12 protein-coding genes are annotated in these 12,665 nt (G+C 62.8%); 9 read left to right on the top strand and 3 right to left on the bottom strand.

Going from position 1 to position 12,665, the window contains the following annotated elements; translation table 11 throughout:
- Positions 1 to 138: 138 nt before the first annotated feature.
- Positions 139 to 1,032, top strand: a complete 894-nt coding sequence (locus PIN31009_RS04810; RefSeq protein WP_150789480.1) for an NmrA family NAD(P)-binding protein — start codon at positions 139 to 141, stop codon at positions 1,030 to 1,032.
- 335 nt (positions 1,033 to 1,367) lie between these two features.
- Entirely contained in the window at positions 1,368 to 2,036 is a 669-nt protein-coding gene (locus PIN31009_RS04815; protein ID WP_150789481.1) for an NUDIX hydrolase, read from the top strand.
- Here PIN31009_RS04815 and PIN31009_RS04820 read toward each other — a convergent pair.
- The 3 genes from PIN31009_RS04820 to PIN31009_RS04830 are packed head-to-tail and all read right to left on the bottom strand — an operon-like array spanning position 2,017 to position 3,976.
- Positions 2,017 to 3,015: an Ldh family oxidoreductase gene (locus PIN31009_RS04820; protein ID WP_150789482.1), complete on the bottom strand. Its 999-nt coding sequence runs from the start codon at positions 3,013 to 3,015 to the stop codon at positions 2,017 to 2,019. The genes PIN31009_RS04815 and PIN31009_RS04820 overlap by 20 nt on opposite strands.
- A gap of 47 nt (positions 3,016 to 3,062) precedes the next feature.
- Positions 3,063 to 3,509: a GNAT family N-acetyltransferase gene (locus PIN31009_RS04825; protein WP_150789483.1), complete on the bottom strand. Its 447-nt coding sequence runs from the start codon at positions 3,507 to 3,509 to the stop codon at positions 3,063 to 3,065.
- Entirely contained in the window at positions 3,506 to 3,976 is a 471-nt protein-coding gene (locus PIN31009_RS04830; protein ID WP_174996945.1) for a CreA family protein, read from the bottom strand. Before PIN31009_RS04830 ends, PIN31009_RS04825 begins: the two co-directional genes overlap by 4 nt.
- 296 nt (positions 3,977 to 4,272) lie before the next feature.
- On the opposite strand from PIN31009_RS04830, the gene PIN31009_RS04835 reads away from it, so the two are divergent.
- The 7 genes from PIN31009_RS04835 (at position 4,273) to PIN31009_RS04865 (ending at position 12,540) form a co-directional block, all read left to right on the top strand.
- Positions 4,273 to 5,133: a MurR/RpiR family transcriptional regulator gene (locus tag PIN31009_RS04835; RefSeq protein WP_150683229.1), complete on the top strand. Its 861-nt coding sequence runs from the start codon at positions 4,273 to 4,275 to the stop codon at positions 5,131 to 5,133.
- A gap of 75 nt (positions 5,134 to 5,208) precedes the next feature.
- A complete protein-coding gene (locus PIN31009_RS04840; protein WP_150789485.1) occupies positions 5,209 to 6,471 on the top strand; it encodes a diaminopropionate ammonia-lyase in 1,263 nt (420 codons plus the stop codon).
- Positions 6,472 to 6,485: 14 nt separating this feature from the next.
- Entirely contained in the window at positions 6,486 to 7,760 is a 1,275-nt protein-coding gene (locus PIN31009_RS04845) for a M20 family metallo-hydrolase (RefSeq protein WP_150789486.1), read from the top strand.
- A gap of 130 nt (positions 7,761 to 7,890) precedes the next feature.
- Entirely contained in the window at positions 7,891 to 8,829 is a 939-nt protein-coding gene (locus PIN31009_RS04850; RefSeq protein ID WP_150789487.1) for an N-carbamoyl-D-amino-acid hydrolase, read from the top strand.
- Positions 8,830 to 9,028: 199 nt separating this feature from the next.
- Positions 9,029 to 10,372, top strand: a complete 1,344-nt coding sequence (locus PIN31009_RS04855; protein WP_174996947.1) for an MFS transporter — start codon at positions 9,029 to 9,031, stop codon at positions 10,370 to 10,372.
- 37 nt (positions 10,373 to 10,409) lie between these two features.
- Positions 10,410 to 11,573, top strand: a complete 1,164-nt coding sequence (locus tag PIN31009_RS04860; protein WP_150789489.1) for a YgeY family selenium metabolism-linked hydrolase — start codon at positions 10,410 to 10,412, stop codon at positions 11,571 to 11,573.
- A gap of 76 nt (positions 11,574 to 11,649) precedes the next feature.
- Complete coding sequence (locus PIN31009_RS04865; RefSeq protein ID WP_087723674.1) at positions 11,650 to 12,540, top strand: LysR family transcriptional regulator; 891 nt, start codon at positions 11,650 to 11,652, stop codon at positions 12,538 to 12,540.
- Positions 12,541 to 12,665 lie beyond the last annotated feature (125 nt).

Here is a 12,665-nt window from a genome sequence, read left to right on the forward strand (position 1 = left end):
GCGTGCTGGTGCTGCCATGGCGCACGTCGATGGAGGGCTCACGTTGTCATCCGAATCTGTTCGGAAACATCCGTCTGTGCGAGTTTTCAGGCGTGAGGCTTCGTAGACTCAAGTTTCAAGAATGAGAGGCGAGGCACTATGTACGTGATCTTTGGCGCATCGGGAAACGTTGGCCGTTCGACAGTGGCAGCGCTGTTGAACGCCGGGCAGGCGGCCCACGGCGTGCGAGCTGTCGTGAGAGACCCGGCACAACACGAGGTATTCAAGCGCATGGGGTGCGAGGTGGTGGCCGCCGATCTCGACGACGAAGCGTCGTTACATCGCGCGCTCGAGGGTGCGCAGGCGGTGCAGTTGCTGTGTCCGGTGGCGCACGGTGCGGCGGACCCCGAAGCCGCGATGCGCAACACGATTCGCACGACGGCGCGCACATTGCGTGAGTATCCGCATCTGCATGTACTCGCGCTGTCGGACTATGGCGCAGAACTCGATGCGGGCTCGGGCATCACGATGCTGTTTCGCGAGCTTGAGACGGCGTATCGGGAGGTGGCGCCTCGCCTCACGTTGCTGCGTTCGGCGGAACACATGCATAACTGGGCGCGGACGTTGCTCGTTGCGTTGTCCTCCGGACGCCTGCCGAGTTTTCATCATCCCGTCGACAGGCCGTTTCCGACCGTTGCGGCGAAGGATGTCGGCGTTGTCGCCGCGCAGCTTTTGCTCGATGGCCATGACGGCAGCGACGCTCGCATCGTCAGCGTCGAGGGGCCGCGCCGTTATCACGCGGAAGATGTCGCGCGGACGCTGGGCGATCTCAGTGGGCGCGAGGTTGCCGCCTTCACACTGCCGCGCAGCGAGTGGGCATCTGTGCTGTCGCGTGCCGGTTTGAACGCCAATCTCGCGAATCTCGTGATGACGACATTCGACGCGCAGAACGCAGGAAGCATCGACGTTGAAGCCGGTAGCGAACGACGCTTCGGCACGACCGAGTTGCGCGATGTGTTGGCGGCGTTGATGTCCGCTTTCAACGCGCGTTAGCCCGTCGTGTCTTTAAGAGGATTTCGAATGCAATCTTGCCCAATGACATGCGCCACGCGCCTATACGTGGCGAAATCCCGCACTGAGGCCCGACGCCGGGTTTCAGTGCCGACCGCTTACCGGCTTCTGGAAGGCATTGCCAAAGGACTGCGATGGCAGGGACTTGAGGAATTGCTGTGTGCGATTCCCGATAGCAACGACGACTTCGGTATCTTTTAAATTGCCTGACGATCCTATACTTGAGCCGTTTCATCGGTACGACGGTGTTCGTGAACCGGTGCTGACTGGCTCAGTACCCCTCAAAAATCGATGCGCCAAGCGCACAGGAGGCGAGTATGGGAACGGATGGGGATGTGTCGGACGTCAATGATGGGCTCGCGCAATGGGATGCACTGAAAAAGATTGTGCGCGGTGTAGTCGATCTTCAGATCCCTGCATCAACGGATTGGCCGACGGCGAAGCAGTCGCTCGACGATGACAATGGGTCATGGAAATTCTCTTCGGTGCTGGTGGCGATCGTTGAACGCAACGAGCCGACGATTCTGTTGACCCTGCGTTCGTCGGGATTGAACGAGTATTCGTCGCACGTCAGTTTTCCCGGCGGACGTCCCGAAGCGTCGGATACCAGCGTTGGCGATACGGCGTTGCGTGAAGCCTTTGAAGAAATTCTTCTGGCTCCCGAATCAGTGCGGGTTCTCGGGTGCTTGCCGATTCATAAGACGAGAAAACGCAATCACGCCATCGTTCCCGTGATCGGGCTCCTGTCGAGCGAATCCGTCTGGAAACCGGCGCCTGCCGAAGTGCAATACGTATTCGAGTTTCCATTCTCCGCACTGCTGAACCCGGATTTGCCCCGGCAATACGTCGACGGCGAACGTGCCGGCTCGTGGTACTGGGCCGATCAGCAATACGACATTTGGGGCGTTACGGCCGTCATATTGAGTTCGATCGCGGAGCTGGCACTTGCCACAGGGCGGGGGGCGGCTATCGGTCGATGGCGATGACAACATCGCTGCCAGGCCGGCCGAAGCGTTCGATATCGGCAAGCGCCGAAGGCGTGATGGTGACGTGATCTGGCGGCGCGCTACGCCCTGCAAGATAGATGCCCTTGGCGGACAGGCGCTCGGCGTGCGCAGCCAGCCGCGCGGGCAAGTCGGGCGCGAGCGCGGCCGGATCGATAGCGACGATGAACAATCCTGCACCCGGCGATGTGTCGCCCTGTTGGAACGAAGGGGCATCCAGCGACCAGTTCGCGCCGGTCAGCCCCGCTGACAGCACTTCCACGATCAACGCGATGTTGGCGCCTCGGGCGCCGCCAAACGCCAGCAGCATGCCGGTCAGCGCGTCGCGCGCATCCGTCGTCGGCGCACCGGTGGCGTCTAGTGCCCACCCTTCGGGGATGGCCTCGCCGCGTGCGGCGGCTTCGCGAACGTTGACGAACGCCGTGGCACTCGATGCCTGATCGACCACGAGCGGACGCCCACCGTCGATCGGCGCGGCGAATGACAACGGGTTGGTGCCGAATACCGGCTGGCGGCTTTGCGCGGTGGTCACCATCGCAGGGCCATTAGACGTAGCCAGACAGACGAGTCCCGCCTCGGCCAGCCGCCGCGTGTAATAGCTCAATTCGCCGACGGTATAGCTGTTGGCTTGCAGGAATAGCGCCACGCCATATTGCTTCGCGTTTTCCACCAACCGGGGAAACGCCAGATCGAACCCGAGTTGGGCAATGCCGGTTTTTGCATCGACACGAAGCGTCGTCGGCATCGGCGCGCTGAGGTCAGGTTGCGCGGCACCGGCAATACGGCCGGTAGCGAAGCCTTCGAGATAGTCCGGCAGATGGGCGAAACCGACTGACGCGTGGCCTGCGAGTTCGGCGGCAACCGTAGCATCGGCGAGCGATGTCGCGGTCGGGGCATTCGCGCCCGCCGTCATGGCGGCTCGTCTTACGAGGTCTCTGGCGGCTTCGATGCTGAGTTGCATGCGCGCTCCCTTGGGCGTGTCGTGGTCATTTGCCCGACTATGCCAGACTACGCTGGACGCACGTAATCGATGTCCCACTCGGATTCTTCTGTCTTCATGAAGCCATGCCGCTGGTAAAAGCGGTTGGAATCACTGCCGCGCAGCGCCCCCACGCGAACCGGCATGCGCTGGGCGTCGGCACGATTGAACAGGTCTTGCAGAACGAGTGCTCCGATGCCCTTGCCCTGATGTTCAGGCAGCACGTAAAGGTGATTCAGGCGCCAGTGGTCTGCCTCTGGACGCACGAGCACGAAGCCCACCCGGACGCCGTCGATCTCGATGAACTTGCACAGCGCCGGGTCGAATGAGGCGAGAAAGCGGTCTCTGGCGCGCTGAGGATCGAAGCGTCCGATGCGCTCAAGGCTTTCACGCATCGCGGCAATCCGCATGTCGACCAGAAGGTCGGCGTCGGCGGGCGTGGTGGCGGTGAAGGTCAGGGTCGAAGGCTGGGTCATTTTGTCGGAATGACCATCGCGCGATCCACCGGCACGGCCGTGACGGCGTTTTGCGGCGAACCGTCGATCAGTTTGTCGGAGTAGGTCAGATAGACGAGCGTGTTGCGCGCCTTGTCGACCATGCGCACGATCCGCAGTTTCTTGAACAGCGGCGAGAGGCTTTCCGAGAAAACTTCCTCTTCCTTCGGCAACGGCCCGGTAAAGGTGATCGGCCCGACCGGCCGGCACGCGATCGAGGCCTCAGCCTTGTCTTCCGCCAGCCCGACCATCCCCTTCACCCCGCCCGTCTTCGCCCGCGACACATAACACGTGACGCCGCGCACCCTCGGGTCGTCGTACGCATCGACCACGATCTTGTGATCCGGCCCCACCCACTTGAACGCCGTGCTCACGTCGCCGATCTTCTCGGCGTGTGCCCAACTCGCGGCCACTGTCAGCGCCAGCGCGATTGCTGTCTTGATGTTCATGTCCATGCCCGTGCCAGTTAAGCGTCGCCTGCGGCCGGGACCATTGCCGGCCATGCGCTGCGACAGGCGGATTCTACTCGTCCCGGATCGCGCGATTGCGACACCCTCGCGCAGGGTGTCCCTAAAAATCTATTTTTTTCGTTTGACACTTTATTTTCGTATACATAGTTTACTGAAACAACGGTTCCAAAAAGACAATGACACTGAAACACGCGACGCAAACGGCGCGTTGTGGCAACTTCCCGGAACCCTTAAACCTCCGCCCACCGGTAACGGACGGGCGACTGGACATCACCATGAACGGCACGCTGCAAGACCGCATCCTGCAACTGCAAGACGATTTCACGCCGAGCGAGAAGCGCTTGGCCGACGTAACGCTGGCGCATCTGTCCCAGCTCGCGGCCTATTCCGCAACCGAGTTGGCGGACATGGCGCAGGTCTCGAAGGCGTCGGCGGCCCGGTTTTTCCGGCGGCTCGGCTACGAAACGTTCAATGACCTGCGCACCCGCATGCGCGACGACGCCGATCACGGTTCGCCGCTCTACGCGCTGGCGGGCATTGCGGCACCGGCGCCCTCGACCAACGCGCCCGAGGGGGCGCTGGGCAGCCATCTCGCCGCCGACCTGCAAAACCTTGCGCACACCTTCGAGCGCATCGACGCGGCCGATATCGACCGCGCGGTCGAGATTGCTGCGGGCGCCCGTCGTGTTGCGATTGCCGGCTTCCGCAACGGGCGGGTGCTGGCGCAGTACATGTGGGCCCTGCTGACGCAGGTGCGCGACGGCGTTCTGCTGGTGCCGGGCGCAGGCCTGAATCTGGCGGAAGACCTCGCCGATCTGAGTGCCGACGACGTGCTGATCGTGATGGATTTCCGTCGCCGCGTGACGTTGTTGCGCCCGATGGTCGAGCATGCCAACCGCGTCGGCGCACGGGTGGTGATCCTGACCGACCCGACGGCGACCGAACTGCCCGCGCGCAGCGACGTCGTGCTGCGATGCGTGAACCGCACTGCCGGCATGTTCGACTCGTACATCGCCGCCATGAGCCTGATCAATCACCTGTGCACTCGCCTCGGCATTGCACTGGGCGACGCCGCGCGTGAGCGGCTTGCCCGCATCGAACGCCTGCACGACGACTACGGCGATTTGCATCGCTGACCGGCGTGCGGTGAGCGCTTGATCCTTACCGATCCGGCGATCTCAAGCATCTATCCAAAGACTAAGGAGACACGTATGACGGCCCCCCTTCCTAATCTGCGCTTGCAGCGCTTCGTGAACCCGGCGGAACAGCCCGGTGCACCTTATGGCGATGCCCGCCGCGAGATTCTCGGCGGTGACGCGTTCGCCACGGCATCGCGCGAAATCACGCGCTGGCCCGGCTATGCCGCCACGCCGCTGGTGTCGTTGGGCGGTCTGGCACGTGCGGCTGGCGTAGCGCAGATTCGCTACAAGGACGAGGCCGGGCGTTTCGGTCTGGGCAGCTTCAAGGCACTGGGCGGCGCTTATGCCGTGAGCCGGCTGCTGATTCGCGAGATCGAAGCGCGCACGGGCGAGAAGGGTGTCACGGTGGCAGACCTCTTGTCAGGGCGTTTCGCCGAGCTGACGCGCACGTTGTGCGTGACCTGCGCGACGGACGGGAACCACGGCCGGTCGGTGGCATGGGGCGCCCAGCGCTTCGGTTGCGAATGCGTCATCTACGTGCACGCCACGGTGAGTCAGGGGCGCGTCGACGCGATTGCGCACTACGGCGCGCAAGTGGTGCGCACCGCCGGCAACTATGACGATGCCGTACGTCAGGCCGCGGAAGATGCCGCGCGTCTCGGCCGTTTTGTGGTTTCGGATACGTCGTACCCCGGTTACATGGATGTCCCGAAGGACGTGATGCAAGGCTACGCCGTCATGGCCGACGAAGCGCTGCGTCAGTTTCGCGATGCGACCGGCCAACTGCCCACGCACGTGTTTCTGCAAGGCGGTGTCGGTGGACTCGCGGCAGCGGTGCTGGCCCATTTCTGGGAGACGCTCGAACTCACCGGTGAAGCGCGTCCGCGTTTCGTCGTGGTCGAGCCGGACAAGGCGGCATGCCTGTTCGAGAGCGCGCGTGCGGGCAAGCCAGTGGCGGTTCACGGCGATCTCGATACCGTGATGGCCGGTCTTGCGTGCGGGGAGGTGTCGCTGCTGGCATGGGAGATCCTCGCGCCGGGAGCACAAGCATTCCTCACCATCGACGACGAGTCCGCGCTCGAGACGATGCGCATTCTCGCGGACGGCCGCTTCGGCGATGCGCCGATGGTCGCCGGTGAATCGGCAGTGGCTGGTCTCGCCGGCTGTCTTGGTGCTGCCGCAGACGCCGAGACGCGTGCCGCCTTGGGGCTCGACGCGACGAGCCGTGTGCTGGTGTTCGGTAGCGAAGGGGCGACCGATCCGGTGCTGTTCGAGAAAATCGTCGGCAAGCCCGCCGAAGCCGTGGCCGCCGGCATCGCGCAGCAAGCCGCGTGACGCTGGACACCACCATGAGCACGTTATTCACAGCAACGCCCACAGACGTGATCGACAACCTGCACACCGGTCTGCGCATCTCTCTGCCGCGCTTGCTCTCGCGCATCGCCGCACTGGCGGAGGTCGGCACGATCGAAGGCGGCGGATGTTGCCGTCTTGCGCTGACCGACGCTGACGGAGAAGGCCGCAACCTCGTTGCTGGCTGGATGCGGGAGTTAGGTCTGACGGTGACGGTCGACGCCATCGGGAATGTGGTCGGCGTGCGGGCCGGTCTGGAGGATGGCCCACCGGTCATGACTGGCTCGCACATCGATACGGTGCGCACCGGCGGTCGCTATGACGGCAACCTCGGCGTGCTTGCCGGACTGGAAGTCGTCGCCGCGCTCAATGACGCCGGGGTTGTCACGCGGCGCCCGCTGGCGGTGGCGTTCTTCACGAACGAAGAGGGCGCGCGCTTCTCGCCCGACATGATGGGCAGCCTCGTCTACGCCGGTGGCATGGCGCTGGATGACGCACTCGATACCGTGGGTATCGACGGCACGTCCGTGCGCGAGAACCTGACGCGCATCGGTTACGACGGCACGCAACCTGTCGGACAACCGGACGTACACGCCTTCGTCGAGCTTCATGTCGAACAAGGTCCGGTGCTGGAACACGAAGGCATCACCATTGGTGCTGTGACCGGCGTGCAAGGCATTCACTGGACCGAGTTCACGGTGGAGGGTGTCTCGAATCACGCGGGCACGACACCGATGCGCATGCGTCACGACGCCGGTTACGTCGCGTTCGAGATTGCGCGTTTTGCGCGTGAGGTCGCACGCGAGATCGGTGGCGGACAACTCGCCACGGTGGGCCACGTCACGCTCTCGCCGAACCTCGTCAACGTGATTCCAAACCGGGCGGTCTTCACGCTCGACCTGCGCAACACCGACGCCAATGCGCTGGAAGATGCTGTGCGCAGTGTGTTCGAGAAGGCGGATGCGCTGGCTGACGCAGAGGGCGTTCGCCTCACGCGCCGTTCGCTGGCCGACTTCGCGCCGGTGCAATTCGACGAGCGCATCGTTGCGCGGGTCGAATCGCTCGCCAAGGCGCGTGGTCATTCCGTGCGTCGACTGCCCAGCGGTGCCGGGCACGACGCGCAGATGCTCGCGCGGGTGTGTCCTGCCGGCATGATTTTTGTGCCGAGCGTAAAGGGGCTATCGCACAACGTGGCCGAATTTACCCACGACACCGACATCGATGCCGGGGCCAACATGCTGCTCGCGTTGATGTGCGAGTTGGCCGCGTGACCGGGGTTCGGATTGCGATTCAGATTGAAGTAGCGCGCGATATACCTGGCGATATGCCGCGCATGACATGGAAGATGCCCCGGGCCACGGTGCTCGCGGGTGTTCGAGGATTCATCAAGGAGATAACGTAATGTCCCGTATCGTCAACGTCGCCGCCGCGCAGCTGGGTCCGATCCAGCGCGCCGACTCCCGTGCCGACGTGATGGAGCGTCTGCTCGCTCATCTGCACAACGCCCATGCGATGGGTTGCAATCTTGTCGTATTCCCGGAGCTGGCGCTCACCACGTTTTTCCCGCGCTGGTATATGGAAGACCCGGTCGAGATCGACGCCTTCTACGAGCGCGAGATGCCCGGTCCGCAGACGCAGGCGCTGTTCGATACCGCCAAGCGTCTCGGTATCGGCTTCTATCTGGGTTACGCCGAGATCGCGCTCGACGACGCCGGCCGCCCGCATCGTTTCAACACGTCGATTCTCGTCGGGGCCGACGGCAACATCATCGGCAAGTACCGCAAGGTCCACCTGCCGGGCCATGCCGAACACGAGCCGTGGCGCGCGTTCCAGCATCTGGAGAAGTACTACTTCGAGCCGGGCGAGACGTTCGACGTATGGCGCGGTTTCGGCGGTGTCATGGGCATGGCGCTGTGCAATGACCGTCGCTGGTCGGAGACTTATCGCGTGATGGGCCTGCAAGGCGTCGAGATGATTCTGCTCGGCTACAACACGCCGGTGCACAACCCGCCCGCGCCCGAGCATGACGATCTTTCGATGTTCCATAACCAGCTCGTGATGCAGGCCGGCGCGTACCAGAACGGCACGTGGGTGGTCGGTGTCGCCAAGGCGGGCAACGAAGAGGGCTGCGAGATGATCGGCGGCACCTGCATCATTGCGCCGTCGGGCGAAGTGGTGGCGGCGTGCTCGACCAAGGGCGACGAACTCGCCATCGCGCGCTGCGATCTGGACCTCTGCAACTCGTACAAGAACACCACTTTCAACTTCGCCAAACACCGTCGTCCGGAGGCCTATCGCATGATCGTCGAACGTCGCGGCGCGGTTGCACCGCAAGAGTAATGCGCCCGTTGTAGCACCGTCTTACCCGAGGCGCGCGTCAGGCAACGCGTGGCCTCTTCCGAATGTTCAACCCCCGTATCAGGCATGCAGGCCGACAGGCCCGCAGAGGAACGTGTTGCCCGAAGCTTATGCCGAAGTCTTCGTGCACATCACGCCTGGCCAACAGTACGTCACGTTATTTTTCGCGCTGGAGCCTATGATGAAAAACGCACCTCCCCCTGCCAATCTCGCGGGTATTTCCGCGAGCCATGCCGACCCTCGTGCCATGAGCCACGCCTCTGATAATGCGCTGTACCGACGCGTGGCGTGGCGCCTCGTGCCGTTTCTGATGCTCTGCTATGTGGCCGCGTTTCTTGATCGTGTGAACGTCGGCTTTGCCAAGCTTCAGATGCTCGACGACCTCGGTTTTTCCGAAACGGTGTACGGCCTCGGCGCGGGCATTTTCTTCATCGGCTACTTCCTGTTCGAAGTCCCCAGCAACGTGTTGATGCATCGCATCGGTGCGAGAAAAACGCTGGCGCGCATCATGGTGCTGTGGGGATTCATTTCGGCCGCGATGGCGTTTGCACAGACGCCCACGCAGTTCTACGTGCTGCGCTTCTTGCTGGGTGCCGCCGAGGCGGGTTTCTATCCCGGCATCATCCTGTACCTGACGTACTGGTTTCCGTCGACGCGGCGCGGTCAGATCGTGGCGATCTTCATGACGGCCGTACCGTTCGCCGGCATTCTCGGTGGGCCGTTGTCGGGCTGGATCATGCAGACGTTCCACATGGGACACGGCATGGCCGGCTGGCAGTGGATGTTCATCATCGAGGCGGTGCCCTCGTTGATTCTCGGCGTTGCTGTGCTCGCCTATCTGGACGACCGCATTGTCGACGCGCGCTGGTTGAGCGATGCGGAGAAGGCGCGTCTCGCGCATAACGTGGCCGCCGAGACGCGCGAGAAGGTCGAGCACGTTTCGTTGTGGAAGCTGCTGCAAGACCGTCGTGTGCTGCATATGGCGCTGATCTGCTATTGCACGGTGTCGAGTCTGTCGGGTCTCGCCTTCTGGGTGCCGTCGGTCATCAAGTCGACCGGTGTGACGTCGTTGCTGGAGATTGGCTTGCTGACCGCGATACCGAATGCTTGCGCGGTGGTGTCGATGATTCTGGTGTGCCGTCATTCCGACAAGACGCGCGAGCGCCGCTGGCACATGGTGATTCCGTTCATCGTGGGCGGCATCGGGCTGATTCTCTCGACGCTGTTCGGTCACAACCCGACGGTGGCGGTTGCGATGCTGTCAGTCGCTGCGGCCGGTTGCATGGTCTGCTCGCCGTTGTTCTGGAGCTTGCCCACGGCGTTTCTGGAAGGCCGGAGTGCTGCCGCGGGCATCGCGGGCATCAATGCGTTCGCCGGCTTGGCCGCGTTCGTGAGCCCGTATGCAATCGGCTGGATCAAAGACAGCACGGGCTCGACCGACTGGGGCATGTACTTCCTCGCGAGCTTTGCGTTTATCGGTGCCATCCTCGTATTGCGCGTGCCGGCGAAGCTGGTCAATCGTTGATTCTTCTGTCACCCCCTCTTATTTCGGACCCGGACTCATGACGATCGACGTCATTGCTTTGACACAGGAAATGGTGCGCACGCCCAGTCTCTCGGGAGACGAAGGCAACATGGCGGCGCTGGTGGAGCGCCGTATGCGTGAGCTCGGTTTTACCGACGTGCGTCGTGACGATAACGGCTCGGTGCTGGGCATCGTCGGCCCCGAAGACGCCGACCTCGCGTTGCTCTTCGACGGTCACATGGACGTCGTGCCCGTGGTCGGCGAGTGGACCACTGAGCCGTTCGGCGGTGAGATCCGGGACGGCCGGCTGTATGGTCGCGGGAGTACCGACATGAAAGGCGGCATTGCCGCCGCGCTGTGCGGTGTGGCGGAAGCGGCGCGCACCGGACGCCTGACGCGGCGCGTGGCAGTGTCTGCGAGCGTGATGGAGGAGGTGGTGGAGGGGTTTGCCCTGGCCTCCGTGCTCGATCTCTGCTCACCGGCGGCCGTGGTCATTTGCGAGCCGTCGAAGCTTCAGATCAAGTCTGGGCAGAAGGGGCGGATGGAGATTCTGCTGACGTTCGAGGGCACGCCTGCGCATGCGGCGTCGCCCGAGTGTGGTGTCAATCCGCTGCATGCGGCGGCGCAGGCATTGATCGTGTTGCAAGACCTTGATTTGCCGACGCACGCTTCGCTGGGCGATGCATTGCTGGTGCCGACCGATATCGTGTCGACACCGTACCCGTCGATCTCGATGATTCCGACCGCGACGACGATCCGCTTTGATCGTCGCACGCTGCCGGGGGAGACGTCGCAAGATGTTTTGTCGGCAATCGAGGCAAGGCTGCGCGCGGCAGGACTGGATCGGTTCACGCTCGCGGTGACGGGCGACAAGGTGCGCACGTTCACCGGTTGTTGTGCGCGGCCGTTCCGGTGGCTGCCGGCATGGCAGATCGCCGACGATCATGCGCTCGTATCGAGTGCCGCGCAGGCAGTGCAGGCAGCAGGGCGCACGCCGAGTCTGGGCACGTGGCGTTTTTGCACCAATGGCTCGGAATCGGCCGGACGGCGCGGCATTCCGACCATTGGGCTGGGCCCCGGTAACGAGGAGGATGCTCACACGATCGACGAGTCCATCGCACTCGATCAACTGGAAGGGGCGCGCGATATTTATCGTGAGTTGGTGTTGGGGGTGGCGGCGGAGCTCCCCCGAAGCCGCTAATCGGCAGATCACGAGCCCGTCAATGATGAATTAGAATGTTGCAATCTCAATAAAATATGAAATTTGCTCATTCATCATGCTTGATCGTATTCATTTGTCCATCGTGCAAGAGGTGGAGAAGCAGGGGTCGTTGACCGCTGCTGCGGGCGTGCTGCACGTGACGCAGTCGGCGTTGAGCCACAGCATGAAAAAGTTGGAGCAGCAGTTGGGCACCGACATCTGGCTGCGCGAAGGCCGTGGCCTGCGCTTGACGCAGGCCGGCCAATATCTGCTGGCGGTGGCCAACCGGGTGCTGCCGCAGTTGAGTCTGGCCGAGGAGCGCTTGCGGCAGTTCGCGCAAGGTGAGCGAGGCGCCCTGCGCATCGGCATGGAATGTCACCCGTGCTACCAGTGGCTGTTAAAAGTCGTGTCGCCCTATTTGGCCGCGTGGCCGGATGTGGATGTCGACGTCAAACAAAAATTCCAGTTCGGTGGTATCGGCGCTCTGTTCGGTTACGAGATCGACTTGTTGGTCACCCCCGATCCGCTGGACAAACCCGGCCTCGTCTTCGAGCCGGTGTTCGACTACGAGCAAGTACTGGTCGTTGCGGGCAACCACAAGCTCGCCAACGAGGAATACATCAAGCCCAAGCAGTTGACCAACGAGGTACTGGTGACCTACCCGGTGCCGGTCGATCGTCTGGATATCTACAGCATGTTCCTCACGCCCGCCGGCATCACGCCCAAGCGGCATAAGCCGATCGAGACCACCGACATCATGCTTCAGATGGTCGCCAGCGGCCGTGGCGTGGCTGCGCTGCCACGCTGGCTGGTGCTGGAATACGCGGACACGATGGATGTAGTGCCCGTCCGGCTGGGCAAGAACGGCATCGCCAAACACATCTATCTGGGCGCGCGCGAGGCGGATATGGAGATCGACTACCTGCGTGCCTTCATCGAGCAAGCGAAGCATCCTGTCGTGACCTGATGCTGTGACCTGATGCTGTGACCTGATACCGCGCGGCAGCGGCCTCCATGAGTGAAGCTCATAAGAACATGAGAACTTATCCATTTTCATGATCCCCGGTCGGACACCATAATTCGAGCCTCCTA

The sequence above is a fragment of the Pandoraea iniqua genome, from assembly GCF_902459685.1.
GTDB classification, from domain to species: domain Bacteria; phylum Pseudomonadota; class Gammaproteobacteria; order Burkholderiales; family Burkholderiaceae; genus Pandoraea; species Pandoraea iniqua.